Source organism: Variovorax sp. Sphag1AA, from assembly GCF_014192575.1.
GTDB lineage: Bacteria > Pseudomonadota > Gammaproteobacteria > Burkholderiales > Burkholderiaceae_C > Variovorax.
On record NZ_JACHYC010000001.1, the window covers coordinates 105,392 to 124,152 of the forward strand.

Annotated in this window: 15 protein-coding genes; 8 read left to right on the forward strand and 7 right to left on the reverse strand. The window is 66.0% G+C overall.

The window, feature by feature from the left end; all coding sequences use genetic code 11:
* On the reverse strand, positions 1-1,806 hold the full coding sequence (locus FHW64_RS00600) for a glutamine--tRNA ligase/YqeY domain fusion protein (RefSeq protein WP_184521984.1): 1,806 nt from the start codon (positions 1,804-1,806) through the stop codon (positions 1-3).
* A 138-nt stretch (positions 1,807-1,944) separates the two neighbouring features.
* On the opposite strand from FHW64_RS00600, the gene FHW64_RS00605 reads away from it, so the two are divergent.
* Positions 1,945-2,280, forward strand: coding sequence for a hypothetical protein (locus FHW64_RS00605; RefSeq protein ID WP_184521987.1), 336 nt, complete (start codon positions 1,945-1,947; stop codon positions 2,278-2,280).
* Positions 2,281-2,394: 114 nt separating this feature from the next.
* Here the strand turns inward: FHW64_RS00605 and FHW64_RS00610 are convergent, their stop codons facing one another.
* From FHW64_RS00610 to FHW64_RS00625, 4 genes are read right to left on the reverse strand one after another with little or no spacing between them, the layout of a single operon-like run.
* Positions 2,395-3,219, reverse strand: coding sequence for a LytTR family DNA-binding domain-containing protein (locus tag FHW64_RS00610; protein ID WP_184521990.1), 825 nt, complete (start codon positions 3,217-3,219; stop codon positions 2,395-2,397).
* Positions 3,220-3,224: 5 nt separating this feature from the next.
* A complete protein-coding gene (locus tag FHW64_RS00615) occupies positions 3,225-4,292 on the reverse strand; it encodes a sensor histidine kinase (protein WP_260303591.1) in 1,068 nt (355 codons plus the stop codon).
* 55 nt (positions 4,293-4,347) lie between these two features.
* Positions 4,348-4,629, reverse strand: a complete 282-nt coding sequence (locus tag FHW64_RS00620) for a 2TM domain-containing protein (RefSeq protein ID WP_184521993.1) — start codon at positions 4,627-4,629, stop codon at positions 4,348-4,350.
* A gap of 30 nt (positions 4,630-4,659) precedes the next feature.
* Entirely contained in the window at positions 4,660-5,172 is a 513-nt protein-coding gene (locus FHW64_RS00625) for a DUF6622 family protein (RefSeq protein WP_184521996.1), read from the reverse strand.
* Between the two features lie 236 nt (positions 5,173-5,408).
* Here FHW64_RS00625 and FHW64_RS00630 point away from each other — a divergent pair, with 236 nt between their 5' ends.
* Genes FHW64_RS00630 through FHW64_RS00660 form a run of 7 tightly spaced genes read left to right on the forward strand, consistent with a single transcriptional unit; the run spans position 5,409 to position 16,819 of the window.
* Positions 5,409-6,689 carry an efflux RND transporter periplasmic adaptor subunit gene (locus tag FHW64_RS00630; protein ID WP_184521999.1) on the forward strand — a complete coding sequence of 427 codons (1,281 nt, stop codon included), beginning with the start codon at positions 5,409-5,411 and terminating at the stop codon, positions 6,687-6,689.
* Positions 6,690-6,708: 19 nt separating this feature from the next.
* Positions 6,709-9,861 (forward strand): efflux RND transporter permease subunit, encoded by a 3,153-nt coding sequence (locus tag FHW64_RS00635; RefSeq protein WP_184522002.1) that lies wholly within the window; start codon positions 6,709-6,711, stop codon positions 9,859-9,861.
* A gap of 12 nt (positions 9,862-9,873) precedes the next feature.
* Positions 9,874-13,137 (forward strand): efflux RND transporter permease subunit, encoded by a 3,264-nt coding sequence (locus FHW64_RS00640; RefSeq protein WP_184522005.1) that lies wholly within the window; start codon positions 9,874-9,876, stop codon positions 13,135-13,137.
* A gap of 56 nt (positions 13,138-13,193) precedes the next feature.
* Positions 13,194-14,606, forward strand: coding sequence for an efflux transporter outer membrane subunit (locus FHW64_RS00645; RefSeq protein ID WP_260303670.1), 1,413 nt, complete (start codon positions 13,194-13,196; stop codon positions 14,604-14,606).
* A 14-nt stretch (positions 14,607-14,620) separates the two neighbouring features.
* Positions 14,621-15,262: an aspartate/glutamate racemase family protein gene (locus FHW64_RS00650; protein ID WP_184522011.1), complete on the forward strand. Its 642-nt coding sequence runs from the start codon at positions 14,621-14,623 to the stop codon at positions 15,260-15,262.
* Positions 15,259-15,936, forward strand: coding sequence for a GNAT family N-acetyltransferase (locus FHW64_RS00655; protein ID WP_221210185.1), 678 nt, complete (start codon positions 15,259-15,261; stop codon positions 15,934-15,936). Before FHW64_RS00650 ends, FHW64_RS00655 begins: the two co-directional genes overlap by 4 nt.
* Before the next feature lie 58 nt (positions 15,937-15,994).
* On the forward strand, positions 15,995-16,819 hold the full coding sequence (locus tag FHW64_RS00660) for an undecaprenyl-diphosphate phosphatase (RefSeq protein ID WP_184522014.1): 825 nt from the start codon (positions 15,995-15,997) through the stop codon (positions 16,817-16,819).
* A 120-nt stretch (positions 16,820-16,939) separates the two neighbouring features.
* Here FHW64_RS00660 and FHW64_RS00665 read toward each other — a convergent pair whose 3' ends face one another.
* Both FHW64_RS00665 and FHW64_RS00670 read right to left on the reverse strand, forming a co-directional pair.
* A complete protein-coding gene (locus FHW64_RS00665) occupies positions 16,940-17,746 on the reverse strand; it encodes an alpha/beta fold hydrolase (RefSeq protein ID WP_184522016.1) in 807 nt (268 codons plus the stop codon).
* A 166-nt stretch (positions 17,747-17,912) separates the two neighbouring features.
* Positions 17,913-18,752 (reverse strand): proteasome-type protease, encoded by an 840-nt coding sequence (locus FHW64_RS00670; RefSeq protein ID WP_184522019.1) that lies wholly within the window; start codon positions 18,750-18,752, stop codon positions 17,913-17,915.
* Positions 18,753-18,761: the final 9 nt, after the last annotated feature.

The window sequence follows — 18,761 nt, forward strand, 5'->3', positions numbered from 1 at the left end:
TTATTTGCCCCAGCTGTCCCGCATCCCGGCCGCGCGGTTGAACACGCGCTGGCCGTTTGCGCCCACGTGCGAATCGAGCACGAAGTAGCCGTGGCGCTCGAACTGGTAGGGCGCGCCCGGCGCGGCCGACGCCAGTGACGGCTCGGCGTAGCCCTGCGTCACGACGAGGCTGTCGTTGTTGAGTTCGTCGAGCAGTTCGCCGCTTCCGGGTTGCGCGGCTGCGAAGAGGCGCTCGTAGAGACGCACCTCGGCCGGCAGCGCATCGGCGGCCGCGACCCAGGTGATGTTCCCCTTGACCTTGATCGCGTCGGCGCCGGGTGTGCCGCTCTTCGTGTCGGGCACCAGCTTGGCTTGCACTTCGACGAGCTTGCCGTCGGCATCGCGCGTCGCGCCGGTGCATTCGATCACGTGGCCGTACTTGAGGCGCACCTTGTTGCCGGGGAAGAGGCGGAAGAAGCCCTTGGGCTGCACGTCTTCGTAGTCGGTGCGCTCGATCCACACTGCGCGGCCGAGCTTGAAATTGCGGCGGCCCATCTCGGCGTGGTGCGGATGCACGGGCGCCGTGCATTCGTCGAGCACGTCGTCGCCGCCCATCAACTCGCCCCAGTTGGTGATGACGAGCTTGACCGGGTCGAGCACCACCATCGCACGCGGGGCGACCGGGTCGAGCGTGTCGCGCAAAGCGGCTTCGAGGCTCGCGTAGTCGATCCAGCCACCGGACTTGGTCACGCCGGAGCGTTCGCAGAAGAGCTTGAGTGCTTCAGGCGTGTAGCCGCGGCGGCGCAGCCCGGCGAGCGTGGGCATGCGCGGATCGTCCCAGCCATCGACATGTCCGTCTTCCACCAGTTGGCGCAGCTTGCGCTTGCTGGTGATGACGTGCGTGACGTTGAGCCGCGCGAATTCGTATTGGCGCGGATGCGGCGAAGCGATCAGGCCGCCTTCGGCGAGCCGGTCGAGCAGCCAGTCGTAGAACGGGCGCTGGTCTTCGAATTCCAGCGTGCAGATGCTATGGGTGATCTGCTCCAGCGCGTCCTCGATCGGGTGCGCGAAGGTGTACATCGGATAGATGCACCACTTGTCGCCGGTGTTGTGGTGCGTCGCGCGGCGGATGCGGTAGAGCGCCGGGTCGCGCATGTTGATGTTGGGGCTCGCCATGTCGATCTTCGCGCGGAGCACCGCGGCGCCGTCGGGCAGCTTGCCGTCGCGCATTTCGCGGAAGCGCGCGAGGTTTTCCTCGGGCGTGCGGAAGCGGAAGGGGCTGTCGGTGCCCGGCGTGTTGAAGTCGCCGCGATTGGCCCGGATCTCCTCGGCACTCTGCTCATCGACGTAGGCATGACCGGAGGTGATCAAGTACTCGGCCGCGCGGTACATGAAGTCGAAGTAGTTGCTCGCGAAGTAGACGTGGTCGTTGCGCGCGCCGGGGTGGGCCGGGTCGTCGGCCATCACGGGTTCGTAGCCCATCCATTGCACGGCGTCGCGGATCGCGTCGACGTATTCCTGCTCTTCCTTTTCGGGATTGGTGTCGTCGAAGCGCAGGTGGCACACGCCGCCGTATTCCTTGGCGAGCTCGAAATTCAGCCAGATGCTCTTGGCGTGGCCGATGTGGAGGTAGCCGTTGGGTTCTGGCGGAAAACGCATGCGGACCTTGGCCGGGTCTTGCATGCCTTGGGCGTGGTGAGCGGCATCGCCGGGGTCGCCACCCCATTTGCGGTCGGAATATGTGCCCTGCTCGAGATCGTTTTCGATGACGTGGCGCAAGAAATTGCTAGGCTTGGCGGTATCGTTGTCGGCTGCGGCGGAAGTCATTCACGCATTCTACGTGCCGCTGGAGGCACGTTACCTTTGGCAACCTTCTTCACAGAGCGGCGTACACCGCCTTGACACTTGCCGCGTTGAATACGCACATGGGCGATCGATACGCCCGCTTTAAACAGGAGTCCAGACATGAGCACAACTCGATCCACACTCTTCAAATGGGCCGCTGCAGGCGCTGTCGCCGCAGGTGCGCTCTTTGCCGCAGCGTCCGCGAGCGCAGCCAATGTTGCCTGGTCGGTCGGTGTCAACGTCCCTGGCGTCGCCGTCGGTGTCGCATCGCCGCAACCGTATTACGTCGCCCCGGCGCCGGTCTATTACCCGCCAGCGGCCTATGTGGCTCCGGCACCGGTGTATGTCCGCCCGGCACCCGTTTATTACGCACCGGCGCCGCGTTACTACCGTCCGGCTCCCGTGTACTACCCGGGGCCGTACTACCACGGCCACGGCCACCGTTACTACCGCTGAGCGAACGGCTCACACCTATAAATAGCCTGCTGTCACATGAAAAGGCCGGCCCCGTCAAAAGGGCCGGCCTTTTCTTTGGTCCGTTGGCCTCGTTCTTGCGGTGTCAGAGCCGGACTACATCGCCCTGAATAGATGGGCATACAGGCGGCTGACCGGGATTTTTTCGGTCCGTCCGCGCAGCGTCAGATGCTGCTTGCCCGCCTCGTCGCGGTGGACTGCTTCGATCGCATCGGCGCGCACCACCGCCGCACGGTGAACCTGCCAGAAGGCCTGCGAATCGAGTTGCGGCAGCAATTGCTTGAGCGGTGTGCGAATAAGGTATTCGTTTTGTGCGGTGATCACTCGGACGTACTTGTCGGCCGCTTCGAAGTACTGCACCTCGTCGATCGGCACCATCCGGACCGTGTTGCCTGACGATCCCGCCTCGCTCGCAGGAATCAGCTTGAGCGGTGCGACACCGGTGGATGCGGATTCGGCGGCCCCGAGCACCTTTCGCCATTGCGCGAGCGTGCTGGCGAGCGCATCGTCCGCAGGCAGGGACGACGATGAACGCTGGTCCAGCGCCGCGCGCACGCGGGTCACGGTGCGGCGCAGCCGGTCGGACTGCACCGGCTTGAGCACATAGTCGATCGCCTGCGCATCGAAGGCGCGCGCGGCGTATTCGTCATAGGCGGTCACGAAGACGAGTTGCGGCATGGGCGCCTCGTCCACCGGCCAGGCGTCGGCCAGTTCCGCCGCCGCGCCGAGTCCGTCGAGTCCGGGCATGCGGATGTCGAGAAAGAGCACCTGCGGAAGCTGCTCCAGCGCTTCGCGCACTGCACTGCGTCCGTCGCCGACGGTGGCGACCACCTGCAATTCAGGCCATACGGCGGCCAGTTCGGCGCGAAGGGCTTGTGCGAGCAGCGGCTCGTCTTCGGCGATGAGTGCGGTCGGATTCATTCAGTTCAGGCAGACAGGGGGAAGCTGATGGCTGCACGGGTCCCGCCGGTCGGCAGCGGGGCCATCGTCATGGTGCTTTGCGGGCCGTAGACGGTCTGCAGCCGTTCGCGCACCTGCGCAAGCCCGAAGCCGCCTTCCTTGGACGGCGCAGCCGCTTCGGCATCGATGCCGACGCCGGTGTCCGTCACTTCGATGAGCAGGGTCGTGCCGTTGCGTCGGGCGCGTACGACGATCTCGCCGCCTTCCACGCGGGGCTCGAGGCCGTGGCGAATGCTGTTTTCAACCAGCGGTTGCAGCATCAGCGGCGGCACCGGTACGTCGCGCAGCCCATCGGGCAGGTCGAGCGTATAGCGCAGCCGGTCGCCCATTCGCACGGACATCAGTTCGAGGTAGTCGCGCAGCCGGTCGAACTCGGCCGCCAGCGGATGCGCCAGCGAGCGCGAGCCGCCGAGCGTCACGCGCAGGTAGCTGTTGAGCCGGTCGAGCATCGCGATCGCGCGATCCGGGTCGGTCTTGATCAGCACGCGCAGGTTCGCGAGCGTATTGAAGAGCATGTGCGGCTCGAGCTGCGTTTCGAGCAGCTTGAGCCGTGCATCGGCCGCGTCGCGCTCGGCGATCGCGATGGCGCCTTCGAGGTACTTGCTGCGCCCGCGGCTGTAGTAGTAGTAGCAGATGACCACGCCCGAGACGACGGTGATGACCACCATCGAGGCCAGCTTCTGGGGTGCCATGGTCCAGAGCCCGAAGACCGGCGCGCCGTTGTAGGCATCGCCAATCGCATTACCGACGACGAAGCCCACGAAGATGCCGAAGACCACCAGCGCGATGCCCTTGGGGCCGTGCGGCCAGAGTTTGCTGGGGTCCGGGCTCATCATCAGGCGGCCCAGATCGATGATGAGCCAGCTGATCAGGCCGATCGCGAGCGAATAGACGAACTGCGAGATCCAGCTGCCATGCCCCGTGATGATGAAGATGATCGCGATCAGGCAGCAGATGAACGCGGTGCTCACCCCGTGTCGCAACACGTCCCGCATGTTTTCGCGCGTGAGGTTGCGCTTGAACGTGGCGATCAAGAGGCGTCTCCGGTCATGGCTGCCGATTCTGGACGAAGTTGCCAGTCAAAGGCCTTCACCACGGATCGCCATGGCTCGCATCGAGCTTGGCGCGCTCGTGCGCCACCATCCGTTCGAGCAGATTGCCGCCGGGCGCGAAGAGCCAGACGGAAGCGCCGTGCAGCGCAAGGCCCAGGCCCCATCCGAGCAGCGGGAAGATCGCCCAGCCGCGGCCGGTGTAGAGCGACAGCCCGATGAGCATCATGTTGACCGTCGCGTAGACGGTGGCGTGGATGAACCAGCCGATCTTCGCCTTCGCGCGCTTGCGGGCCAGGTGGTCGATGTCTTCGTTGGTCATGATCAAGCTCCTTCGTCTCTGGTTTGCGGTTCAGGCGGCGACCCCGGCGGCGTCTCCGCGCATCGCAAGGCGCCACAGGCGGATCGCACGGCCGACGAAGACGCCGGTAAACGTGCCGTACAGGGCGCTGATGCCGATGCTGAAGGGCGTCTGGTGAGCGTACTCCGGATGGAATGCCATCAGCACGCCGACGATGTACTTGGTGAAGAAGATGCCCATCATGAGCATCAGCGGCACCGCAGTCCCCGCGATATGGAAGCGGCGGGCCGCAGCGTCGTAGCGTGTGCCCGCGGGCAACTCGCGTTGCAGCACCAGCGCGAGCGTCGCGAAGACCATGGCAGCCCAGGCCAGCAGCGACACGATCGAATCGCCGAAAGCAGATGCGACCCCGAAGACCGACAGGCCGCCCATCACCACCGGCATGAGCGCCGTGCGGGTCATGCTCAGGCTGGACGCGACGAGTTGGCGGGCGCCGAGCCACAGCAGCAACGCGAAGAGGCCGAAGACCCACTTGGGGGTGTGAAGGAGGATCTGCATCAGCATGGTGTGCTCCGTGAGAGGTGGATGGGTTCCTGAATCGATGGGCGGACTGTGCCGGCGACCCGTCCCGCCCGCCATGGCGATGCGACGAACTGCACCCCGGCGGCGCCAGTTGCAGATCGCTGTCGCCAGATGCAGACGGCAACCTGGGCTTTACCGAGGCTTTACGGTTTGTAAGAACGGAGCGCTACGATTCCCGGCTCCACTCAGAGGCATACGTCCAAAGCCTGACTCCAACAATGTCGTCACCCAACGCCGAGCCCAACCTTCCCATCCATCCCGAACCCCGGCCTCCTTCACGTGGACGGCGCTGGCTGGGTACGTCGCTGGCGCTGATCCTCGTGGCGGGACTGGCGGCAGGCGGGTGGTATCTCATCAAGCGCTCGGGCGAGCCGGCAGGCGGACGTCCCGGCTTCGGCGCCGGTGGCCTCAGCCAGACGGTCGGCCATTCGGAGGCACGCCGCACGGACCTCCCCATCCTCATCGACGCGCTCGGCACCGTGACGCCGCTGGCGACCATCACGCTGCGGCCGCAGGTCGGCGGGGTGCTGACCGAGGTGCTCTATACGGAAGGGCAGACGGTCACCAAGGGACAAGTGCTCGCGCGAATCGATCCGCGCCCTTATGAACAGGCGCTGGCCCAGGCGCAGGGCACGCGGGTGCGCGACGAGGCGCAGCTCGAGGCCGCCCGCGTCACGTTGGCGCGCTATCGCACGCTGCTCGGCCAGGACTCGATCGCCCGGCAGGACGTCGACACGCAGGCCGCGCTGGTCAAGCAGCTCGAAGGTGCGGTGATCACCGATCGCGCCGCCGAAGCCGCAGCCAAGCTCAATCTCGAATACACGCGCATCACCGCACCGGTGGCGGGCCGCATCGGGCTTCGCACGGTCGACCCGGGCAACAACGTGACGGCCAACGCGACCACGGGCATCGCGGTCATCACGCAGATGAACCCGATCGACGTGCAGTTCGCGGTGCCGCAGGACCGCGTGCCCGACATCCAGGCCCAGCTCTCCAAGGGCGAGCCGCTGCACGTAAAGGCCATGGACCGCGTGCGCGCTTCGGTGCTCGACACCGGCACCTTCTCGACGCTCGACAACGTGGTCGACACCAGTACCGGCACCGTCAAGGCCAAGGCGCGCTTCGCGAACCAGGGCGCGCCGCTGTTCCCGAACCAGTTCGTCAACGTGCAGATGACGCTGCGCACCATCAGCGCCGTCGTCGTGCCGGTGACCGCGGTGCGCACTGGGCCAAACGGCACGTTCGTCTATGTGATCAACGAGGACCGCACCGTGTCCATGCGCGCGGTCAAGCGCGGCGAGTCGACGGTCGATCTGGTGGCGATCAACGACGGTGTGAAGGAAGGTGAACTCGTCGTCACCGAGGGCGGCGATCGCCTCAAGGACGGCGCGCGTGTGATGTTGCAGGGCGAAAAGCCGACGCCGCCGCGCCAGGGTGCGAAGGGCCAGCGCGGCGAAGGGCAGCAGCAAGGGCGTCGCCAGCGTCCGCCACCGCAGTAAGCAAGGGACAGGTAAGAAGATGAGTCCTTCGCGCGTCTTCATCGAGCGGCCGGTCGCGACCGCGCTGCTGATGCTCGCCATCGTCCTCGCGGGGCTGGTCGGCTTCCGGTTCCTGCCGCTGGCCGCTCTGCCGCAGGTCGATTACCCGACCATCCAGGTGCAGACGCTCTATCCGGGCGCGAGCCCGGAGGTCATGAGCCGCACCGTCACCGCGCCGCTGGAACGCCAGTTCGGCCAGATGGCGGGCCTCGATCGCATGAGTTCGACGAGCGCCACGGGCGTGTCGATCATCACGCTGCAATTCGCGCTCGACCAGACGCTCGACGTCGCCGAGCAGCAGGTGCAGGCTGCGATCAACGCGGGTGGCTCGCTGCTGCCGGCCGACCTGCCCGCGCCGCCGGTCTACGCCAAGGTCAACCCGGCCGATGCGCCGATCCTCACGCTGGCGGTCAGCTCCGAAACCATGCCGCTCACCGAGGTGCAGAACCTCACGAACACGCGGCTCGCGCAGAAGATCAGCCAGGTCGGCGGCGTCGGCCTGGTGACGCTCAACGGGGGACAGCGACCGGCGGTGCGTATCCAGGCAAACACCAATGCGCTTGCGTCGGTGGGTATCGGCCTCGACACGCTGCGGCAGGCGATTGCCGCGGCCAACTCCAACAGCGCAAAGGGCAGCTTCGACGGCCCTAAGCGCGCCTACACGATCAATGCGAACGACCAGCTCGTTGCCGCGGCCGACTACAAGAACCTGATCGTCGCGTGGAAGAACGGGGCGCCCGTGCGCATGAGCGACGTGGCCCGCGTGATCGATGGCGCCGAGAACACCCAGCTCGGCGCCTGGGCGGCGGTGCGGCCCGACGAGAAAGCGGGCGACGAAGAGGCCAAGCTGTATCCGGCCATCATCCTGAACGTGCAGCGCCAGCCCGGCGCGAACGTGATCGGCACGGTCGACGCGATCAAGAAGCAACTGCCCGAGCTCGAATCCTCGCTGCCCGGCTCGATCAAGGTCGAGGTGCTGAGCGACCGCACCACCGGCATCCGCGCATCGGTCAGCCACGTGCAACTCGAACTGGCGCTTGCTGTGGTGCTGGTCGTGCTGGTGATCTTCTTCTTCCTGCACAGCCTGCGCGCGACGATCATCGCCAGCATCGCGGTTCCGATCTCGCTGATTGGCACTTTCGGTCTGATGTACCTGCTGGGCTACAGCCTGAACAACCTCAGCCTGATGGCACTGACCATCGCGACCGGCTTCGTGGTGGACGACGCGATCGTGATGATCGAGAACATCGCCCGCTATCTGGAGGACGGTGAGCCGCCGTTCCAGGCTGCGCTGAAGGGTGCGACGCAGATCGGCTTCACCATCATTTCGCTGACGGTGTCGCTGATCGCGGTGCTGATCCCGCTGCTCTTCATGGGCGACGTGGTCGGCCGCCTGTTCCGTGAATTCGCGGTGACGCTGGCGATCACGATCCTGATCTCTGCCGTGGTTTCGCTCACGCTGGTGCCGATGATGTCGGCGCGCTGGCTCAAGCCCGAATCGGAAGAGGGCGGCCGTTTTGGCGCGAGCGTGCAGCGCTTCTTCGAGCGGGTGATTGCCCGCTACGACACATGGCTGCAATGGGTGTTCCGCCACCAGACGCTCACACTCATCGTTGCGGCGCTGACGATGGCGCTCACGGTGTTGCTCTACGTCGTGATCCCGAAGGGCCTTTTCCCGACGCAGGACACCGGCCAGCTCAAGGCCCGCATCGAAGCCGCCCAGGAAGTCTCGTACGCGCGCATGGCCGACCTGCAGCAGTCCGCCGCGAACGCAATCCTGGCCGATCCGGACGTGCAGAGCCTGAGCTCTGTGGTGGGCGTCGATGCCGCCAACAACACCGCGCTGAATATCGGCAGCATGCTCATCAACCTGCGCAAAGGCCACGATTCGCAGGCCGATGTGATGCAGCGCCTGCGCGAGCGCGTGCGCGCCAATGTCGCCGGCGCCACGCTGTACCTGCAGCCGACGCAGGACCTGACCATCGACGCTGAAACCGGACCGACCGAATTCCGCGTGTCGCTCGAAGGTGTGGACACCGCGACGGTGAACACCTGGGCCACCAAGCTGGTCGAGCGCCTGCGCAGCGAGCCGCTGGTGCGCAACCCGACCACCGATGCGGGCGCGCAGGGCCTTGCTGCGTATGTCGACATCGACCGCAACACCGCGTCGCGGCTCTCGGTCACCGCCAGTTCGGTGGACGACGCGCTCTACAGTGCCTTCGGACAGCGCATCGTCTCGACCATCTTCACCGAGACCAACCAGTACCGCGTGATCCTCGAAGCGCAGCGCGAGCCGCTGTCTTCGCCCGAGGCGCTGGGCAATCTGCAGTTGCGCACAGGCGCCGGCACGGCGACGCCGCTTTCGTCGCTGGCGGCGGTGCGCGAGCAGTACGCGCCGCTCCAGGTCACCCGCGTGGCGCAGTACCCGGCGGCGACCATCGGCTTCGACACCGCGCCGAACGTGGCGCTTGGCAAGTCGGTCGCGGCGATCCGTTCAGTGGCGAAGGAAATCGGCATGCCCGCAAGCGTGAGCATGACCTTCCTCGGTGCGGCGGGCGCCTACGAGAAGTCGCTCACCAACCAGCTCTGGCTCATCCTTGCGGCGGTCGTGTGCGTGTACATCGTGCTGGGCGTGCTCTACGAGAGCTACATCCATCCGTTGACGATCCTCTCCACACTGCCTTCGGCCGGCGTGGGTGCGCTATTGGCGCTCATCGTGACCGGCAACGACCTCGGCGTTATAGGGATCATCGGCATCATCCTGCTGATCGGTATCGTCAAGAAGAACGCGATCATGATGATCGACTTCGCGATCGATGCCGAGCGGCACCAGGGCAAGTCGCCGCTGGAAGCTATCCACCAGGCTGCGCTGCTGCGCTTCCGGCCGATCCTGATGACGACGCTGGCCGCGCTGTTCGCCGCGCTGCCGCTGATGTTCGGGTGGGGCGAAGGTGCCGAGCTGCGCCGGCCGCTGGGCCTCGCGATCTTCGGCGGACTGGTGGTGAGCCAGGTGCTGACGCTTTTCACCACGCCGGTGATCTACCTGGCTTTCGACCGCATGGGCCGCAGGCTGGGTGGTGGCCGCAAGGGCGACCGTGATGGCGACACCGAAGACAGCGGGGTGGCCGCGTAAGCGGGGCCGGACATGAACCTTTCCAGGCCTTTCGTCCAGCGCCCGGTGGCCACAGTGCTGCTGACCATCGGCATCGCGCTGGCCGGCATCATCGGCTTCCTGGTGCTGCCCGTCTCGCCGCTGCCGCAAGTCGACTATCCGACGATCTCGGTGCAGGCCAGCCTCGCGGGCGCGAGCCCCGACACGATGGCCTCCAGCGTCGCAACCCCGCTGGAGCGGCGACTGGGCATCATTCCGGGCGTCAACGAACTCACATCCACGAGTTCGCAGGGCTCGGCACGCGTCACGCTGCAGTTCGACCTGAGCCGCAACATCGACAGCGCCGCGCGCGAAGTGCAAGCCGCGATCAACGCCGCCCGCGTCGATCTTCCGGCGACGCTGCGCAGCAACCCGACATACCGCAAGCGCAATCCGGCGTCGGCGCCGGTGATGATCCTCGCGCTCACCTCGAAGACGCGCACGCCCGGCCAGATCTACGAAGAGGTCTCGAACATCGTCAGCCAGCGCCTTTCACAGGTGGAAGGTGTCGGCGAGGTCGAGATCGGCGGCGGTTCGCTGCCGGCGGTGCGGGTGGAGCTGGAGCCCTTCGCGCTCAACAAGTTCGGCATCAGCACCGAGGATGTGCGCGCTGCCATCCAGGCCAACAACGCCAACCGGCCCAAGGGCGCGATCGAGAGCGCCGACCGCAAGCTGCAGATCTACACGCCAGCACCGGGACGGAAGGCGGTCGACTATCGCGACCTGGTGATCGCCTGGCGCAACAACGCGGCGGTGCGCCTCAGCGACGTGGCACGGGTGATCGACGGCGTCGAGAACACCCGGACGCTGGGCCTCTTCAACGGCGAACCGGCGGTGATCGTGCTGGTGACCCAGTCGCCCGGCGCCAACATCATCGAGACCGTGGATGGCGTGCGCAACCTGCTGCCCGAACTTCGGGAGCAGTTGCCGCAGGACATCAACATCGAGGTGGCCTCGGATCGCACCAATTCCATCCGCGCCTCGCTGCACGAGATCGAGACCACGCTGTTGATCTCCGTCGCGCTGGTGGTGCTGGTGGTGGGCCTCTTCCTGCGCAAGGCGCGCGCGACCATCGTGCCGGCGGTGGCGACCGTGGTGTCGCTGCTGGGCACCTTCGGCGTGATGTACCTGCTGGGCTACAGCCTGAACAACCTGAGCCTGATGGCGCTCACGGTGGCCACTGGTTTCGTGGTCGACGACGCGATCGTGGTGCTCGAAAACACCATGCGCCATGTCGAGTCCGGCATGAACCGCGTGGAAGCCGCATTGCGCGGTGCGCGCGAAGTCGGCTTCACCGTGCTGTCGATCAGCCTGTCGCTGGTGGCGGTGTTCATCCCGCTGCTCTTCATGGGCGGGCAGGTGGGGCGGCTGTTCCGCGAGTTCGCGGTCACGTTGTCGGTCTCGGTGCTGATTTCGCTGGTGATCTCGCTCACCACCACGCCGATGCTGTGCGCGATGCTGCTGCGCAGCGAGGCGGAAGAGGGCGACAAGAAGCCCGGCAAGGTGCGCGGCTTCTTCATCCGCATCACGGAGAGCGCGTGGAACCGCACGCTGGTCGCCTACGCCCACAGCCTCGACTGGGCGCTGGCGAGCAAGGGTGTGGTGATTGCGGTTCTGCTCGCCGTGATCGCGCTCAACGTCTATCTCTTCAATGCGATTCCGAAGGGCTATTTCCCGCAGCAGGACAACGGCCAGCTCAATGCCGGCCTGCGCGCCGACCAGAGCATCTCGTCGGCCGCGATCGCCGAGAAGCTCAGGCAGGCGGTGGACATCATCCGCAAGGATCCGGCGGTCGATACCGTCGTCGGGTTCTCGGGCGGCGGGCGTGCGGGCGGCGGCTTCATGTTCGTCAACCTCAAGCCGGTGTCGCAGCGCACGGATCGCACGCAGGCGGTGATCGATCGGCTGCGTCCGCAGCTCAACCAGCTCACCGGGCTGCGCGTGTTCCTGAGCCCGGTGCAGGATCTGCGCATGGGCGGCAGGTCGAGCAACTCGACCTACCAGTACACGCTCAAGAGCGACAACCTCAATGACCTGCGCGCATGGTCGACCAAGCTCGCCGACCGTCTGCGGCAGGAGACCGCGCTGACCGACGTCGACAGCGACGATGCGGACAACGGCGTCGAGACCTTCGTCGATGTCGACCGCGATGCGGCCGCGCGGCTGGGCGTCAATTCGGCCGCGGTCGATGCCGCGCTCTACAACGCCTACGGGCAGCGATCGGTTGCGACCATCTATGACGAGCTGAACCAGTACTCGGTGATCATGGAATGGGCGCCGCGTTTCCAGCGTTCGCCGATCGTGCTGCGGGACCTCTACGTGCCCTCGACGCTGTCCGCCACCACCAACGCGAGCGGCGCCACGATCGTCAGTTCGGTGGAGGACAACAAGGACACCACCACCGGCACTTCGACGCTCGTGTCGGCCAACCCGTCATCGCGCACCGCATCGACCGGACAGCAGGTCGCGACCGACACCACGCTGATGGTTCCGTTGTCGACCTTCGCCAAGTTCAGGGAGCGCGCGGTGCCGACGTCGATCGATCACCAGGACACCGAGCTCGCGAGCACCGTCTCGTTCAGCCTCGCCGACGGTGTGAGCCTGAGCGACGCGAAACGCGTCGTCGCAGAGGCCGAGGCCGACATCGCGATGCCGGTCAACGTGCGCGGCAGCTTCCAGGGCACGGCGCTTGCGGCCCAGCAGTCGCAGGGGCAGCAGTGGTTCCTGATCGTCGCGGCGCTCGTGGTGATCTACATCGTGCTCGGCGTGCTCTACGAGAGCCTCGTTCATCCGATCACGGTGCTGACAACCTTGCCTTCAGCCGGTGTCGGCGCGGTGTTGGCACTGCTGCTGTTCCGCATGGAGTTTTCCATCATCGCGTTGATCGGCGTGTTCCTGCTGATCGGCATCGTGAAGAAGAACGCGATCCTGATCATCGACTTCGCGCTCGAAGCGGAGCGTGCGCGCGGCCTGACCGCCACGCAGGCGGTGCGTGAGGCCTGCCTGCTGCGCTTCCGCCCGATCCTGATGACCACACTGGCTGCCGCGCTGGGCGCATTGCCGCTTGCGATCGGCTTCGGACTGGGCGCCGAGCTGCGTCAGCCGCTGGGCGTGGCGATCATCGGCGGCTTGATCGCGAGCCAGATGCTGACGCTGCTGACGACGCCGGTGGTGTATGTGTTGCTGGACAAGCTGCGGCGCCGCACGTCCAACGAAAGAAACCTTAGCCGTGCGGCCGACGTGAACCCGACATCATGAGTGCTTCGAATCCATTGATCTCCCGCAACCCCCCGCGAGCGCTCGCGCGAACGGCGATGGCCCTGGCATTGATTGCCGCGCTGGCCGCGTGCGCGGTCGGCCCTGAATATGTCCAGCCGGAAACGGCAAATCCCCCGGCTTGGAAGTCCGCACCTGCCGCCGAGGGATGGCTACCTGCCGCGCCCGCGGATGCGCTGGATCGCGGTGAATGGTGGAAGCTCTTCGGCGACGCGACCCTCGACGATCTCGCCTCTCGCGTGCAGGTGTCGAACCAGAACATCGCTGCCGCCGTCGCCAACTACTCGCAGGCGCAAGCGCTGGTTCGCGGGCAACGAGCGGCACTGTTCCCGAGCGTGGCGGTCGACGGCAGCGCGCGCCGCAGCGGTGCGCGCAACACATCGCCGTCGAACGCGATGGCCGCTTCGCTCAACGCCGACTGGGCACCGGACGTGTGGGGACGCTTGCGCAAGGCGGTCGATAGCGCGCAGGCGAACGCGCAGGCGAGCGAGGCCGATCTGGCGCTGGCGCGCCTGTCCGCCATCGGTGATCTCGCGACCAACTACTTCTCGCTGCGTGAGGCCGACGCCGAACTGCGCATCCTCGACGTCACGCTCGAAGGCTACGAACGCAGCCTGAAGATCACGCGCAATCGCTATGAGGCCAGCATCGCGGCGCAAAGCGATGTGCTGCAGGCGGAGACGCTGCTGGTCACGACCCGGGCGGAACGCGTGGCGCTCAAGCGCACGCGAGACACGCTGGAGCACGCAATCGCCGTGCTGATCGGCGCGGCGCCGGCGGAGTTCTCGCTGCCCGCCGCCGACTGGAAGCCGGTGGTGCCCGGCATTCCGTCCGGCGTTCCGACGCTGCTGCTTCAGCGCCGTCCCGACATCGCGGCCGCCGAGCGCGACGTCGCCTCTGCCAATGCGCAGATCGGCATCGCGCGATCGGCCTACTACCCGAGCTTCACGCTCAACGGCGCCGTCAGCAGCACCACAACGCGCGTGGGTGATCTCTTCAACGCCTCGAATACGCTCTGGTCGCTCGGGTTGTCGGTGGCGCAGGTGGTGTTCGACGCGGGCGCCATCAGTGCGAGCGTCGATGCGGCCAAGGCGAGCCATGAGGCATCCGTTGCGCGTTACCGGCAGACGGTGCTGACCGCGTTCCAGAACGTCGAGGACCAGCTGACCGCCGGCGCCAGCTTGGCCGAGCAGGAAACCATGCGCAGGCAGGCTTCGGCTGCAGCGGACCGGACCGAGGAGCAGTTCCTCAATCGCTATCGCGCGGGCACCATCGACTACACCAGCGTCGTGGTGGCGCAGGTGTCGGCGCTCAATGCGCGGCGCACGCTGCTGCAAGTGCAGGTCAGCCGGCAGACCGCGGCGGTGGCACTGATCCAGTCGCTCGGCGGCGGATGGCATGCCGACTGGATGCAGGACGTCGTCCAGCCTGTCGCGAGCAGCGGCTCCTGAGCTACGCTCGGGGCATGACACGCATCGCCCTGATTCATGCCCTGAGCCATTCGATCGCGCCCATCAACGACGCCTTCGAACGCGATTGGCCCGAGGCCGTTCGCATGAACCTCATGGACGACAGCCTTTCTGCCGACCTCGTGCGCGCTGGTGGCCTCGATGCGGCGATGCACGAACGCTTCCTGCGGCTCGGGCAATACGTGGTGGATGCCGGTGCGAACGGCATCCTGTTCACCTGCTCGGCGTTCGGATCGTGCATCGAGGCAGTCGCGCGGCGGCATGCCGGCATCCCGGTGCTCAAGCCCAACGAAGCCATGGTGGAAGAGGCCGCGGCAGGAACGGGTCGCCTCGGGTTGATCGCCACCTTTCAACCGACGCTGGATTCGATGCCGTCGGAGTTTCCGGAAAGCGTGGACCTGGAGACCGCGCTCGCCGCTGGCGCGATGGAGGCACTGAATCGCGGGGACGTGCGGCAGCACGACGAGCTGGTCGCTGCGCAGGCCAGGGCCCTGAAGGAACGCGGCTGCGTGCGTATCGCGCTGGCCCAGTTCAGCATGGCGCGCGCACGGGCCGCCTGCGAGGACGCATCGGGACTGCCCGTGATGACGACCGTGGACAGCGCCGTGCGGGCATTGCGCGAGCGCGCATCAGCATGAACCAGCTGCTCGACAACATCGCCTGGAACGCGCTTTCCGGCGCGCACGCGAAGTTCTCGTCCGGCAATGACCGGGCACGGCGCTACGCGCCGGGCTTCTCGCCGATCGCCGGTTTCGCGGACACGCGGCATCCCGATTTCGATGCGCTCGCGCCGCTCTGCGAACCCGGCGAAGCCGTCTATTGCATGGACTGGACCGGCGTCGCGCCGACAGGGTGGAACATCGATGTGGATGCCACCATGTACCGGATGGTCTGGGTCGGCGCCATGCCAGGCGACGATCCCGCGCTGGAAGCTGTGCCTCTGCGGCCGGAGCATGCCGCGCAGGCGGTCGAACTCGCAACCCTGACCCGGCCCGGCCCCTTCGGTCCGCACACGCCCGAACTGGGCGAGTATTTCGGCTGCTTCGAGGATGGCCGCCTGATCGCCATGACCGGCGAACGCATGCACGCCGGCACGCTGCATGAAATCAGCGGCGTGTGCACGCACCCGGACTTCCAGGGACGCGGACTCGCCCGACGGTTGATGGAAAAGCTGATCCGCCGCCAGTTGCTGCGTGGCGAGACGCCGTTCCTCCATGTCATGCGCGACAACGACAGCGCGCACCGGCTGTATCTGCGCATGGGCTTCCGAGACCACTGCGAAGCGGCAGTCCGCGTCATCTCGCGGTGCTGATCTGAGTCGCACCTGACTTCTTCCATCGCGATAATCGACGCTCTTTCAAGGAGCACGCGTGGATATCGTTTTGCTGGTCAAGGCCGCCATCATGGGCATCGTCGAGGGGCTGACCGAATTTCTTCCCATCTCATCGACCGGCCACCTCATCCTCGCGGGCTCGCTGCTCGGCTTCGATGACGACAAGGCGAAAGTCTTCGATATCGCGATCCAGACCGGCGCGATCTTCGCGGTCATCCTGGTCTACTGGCAGAAGATCCATTCGACCATCGTCGCGCTGCCGCGCCAGCCCAAGGCGCGGCGCTTTGCGCTCAACGTGCTGATTGCTTTCCTGCCGGCGGTGGTGCTCGGGCTGCTGTTTGGCAAGGCGATCAAGGCGCACTTGTTCATCCCGATCGTGGTGGCGAGCACCTTCATCATCGGCGGCTTCATCATCCTGTGGGCCGAGAAGCGCCCGCCGGGCTCAGTGCGCATCGAGCACGTGGACGACATGACGCCGTGGGACGCGCTGAAAGTCGGGCTCGTGCAGTGCTTCGCGATGATCCCTGGCACCAGCCGGAGTGGCTCGACCATCATCGGCGGCATGCTGCTCGGGTTGTCGCGCAAGGCGGCGACCGATTTCTCCTTCTTCCTCGCAATTCCGACCCTGATCGGCGCGGCCGTCTACAGCCTCTACAAGGAACGCGCGCTGCTGTCCGCGGCAGACATCCCGCTGTTCGCGGTGGGACTCGTGTTCTCGTTCGTGAGCGCCTGGCTTTGCGTCCGCTGGCTGCTGCGCTACATCAGCACCCACGACTTCATCCCGTTCGCGTGGTATCGCATCGCCTTCGGCATCGTGGTGCTGGCGACGGCGTGGAGCGGGCTGGTCGTCTGGGCTGATTGAGCTCGCCCCCAGGCTTCGCGCACTTCGTGTCGCTTCGCCAACCCCCTTCCGGGGGCAATACCAGCGGCCCGGCCAAGCCGGTTCCGCGGTATTTCTGGTACGAGTGGGGCGATCGACCCGTCAGCCGAGCAGATTCCTGAGCGACGCCTCGACGGCCGCCGCGGTGGCGATCGGCTTTTCCATCGGGAAGAGGTGGCTGCCATCGAGCATCGTGATGCGGCCCTTGGTGACCTGCTGGGTCATCGTCATGCCGACTCGGCGCATCTCGACCGACTGGCGGCCGCCGATGAAGGCGGCGGGGCACTTCAAAGGATGCTCGCGCAAGAGAGTGCTGAGGTTGTGCGGCAGGGTGTTGTAGATGGCGGTTTCCACATCGCGATCGAAGCTCAGCGTGCGTGAGTCCTCGGCGTCGAAGGTGCCGTGCTCGATGTAGTCGCGCAGTACGCGCTCGTCCCATTTCGCGAAAGCCTTCTTGCTGCGGAAGTGCTCGAACACGGCGTCGCGGTGTTCCCACGTGTTCTTGCGCTTGCGGCTGATCACGCCGGGCGAGACGCTCTTCATGAGCGGCGTGCGCTTCATGAGGTTGATGGTGCCGGCCCGCCAGCCGCCGATGATCGGCGAGTCGATCAGCACCACCCCGCGCGCGAGTTCGGGATGCTGCGCTGCGCACATCAGGCTCAGGAAGCCACCAAGCGAATGCCCGACAAGGAACACCGGCCCGCCGAGCTTCTTGGTCCGCGCGCGCGTGAAATCGGCCAGCTGCTCCACAAGATGCGGCCAGTTGTCAGTCACCGGGTACTTCGGGTCATGCCCGAATTTCTCGATCGCGTCGATGTCGAAGCCGCGGTTGCGCAAGCTATCGAGCATCACCCGATAGGTGCTCGCCGGGAAGCTGTTGCCGTGGGAGAAGATGACAGGAGGAAGCATAGGAATCAGGGGACCATGACACACGGAGCAAACCGGCCAGCGAAGCGAAGCCCGTTCGAGAAACCCCGCGGAACCGGCTCCGCCGGGCCGCCGGGGTTGCCCCCTGAAAGGGGGTGCCCGAGCCACACGCAGTGGGCGAGGCTGGGGGTGAGTTCTCGATCTGGGGTTAGATCAGTTTTTCGTCTGGGGTTGAGATCTTGCGCAGCGGGCTGTGCCGCGTCGCAGGCATCTTGAGCGGGTGCTCGGTGTAAGCGTCGTCCCAGACCGGGTCCTCGATGCTGTCGAACACCTCGCGCAGCTTCTGGCCCCAGCTGTTATGCATCATGCGGTAGTAGGGGTTGTCGGCGTCGATGCAGATGACCTTGTCGGTCTCCAGTCGGTTGGCTTCGTACACCACGAGATCCAGCGGCAGGCCGACCGAGAGGTTCGACTTCATCGTCGAATCCATCGACACCAGCGCGCACTTCGCGGCTTCGTCCAGCGGGGTTTCGGGCGTCAGCACGCGGTCGAGCACCGGCTTGCCGTACTTCGATTCGCCGACCTGAAAGTAGGGCGTCTCGGTGGTGGCCTCGATGAAGTTGCCGGCCGAGTAGACGAGGAAGAGGCGCATGCCTTCGCCCTTGACCTGCCCGCCGAAGATGAACGAGACGTTGAAGTCCAGCCCCGCATGCTTGAGTGCTTCGGCGTCGCGGTCGTACACATGGCGCACCGCCGAGCCGAGCACGCGGGCGGCATCGAACATGCTCTTGGCGTTCCAGATGGTGATCGGCGGGCCTTCCTCGCCGTCCTCGCGCGTTTCGCGCAACTCTTCGATCTGCAGGATCTCGCGTACCGACTGCGAGATGCTCAGGTTGCCGGCGGACAGCAGCACCATGACGCGGTCGCCCGGCTTTTCGTAGACGATCATCTTGCGGAAGGTGCTGATGTGGTCCACCCCCGCATTGGTGCGCGAGTCGGAAAGGAACACCAATCCGGCGTTGAGTTTGATGCCTACACAGTACGTCATGAGGTCTTG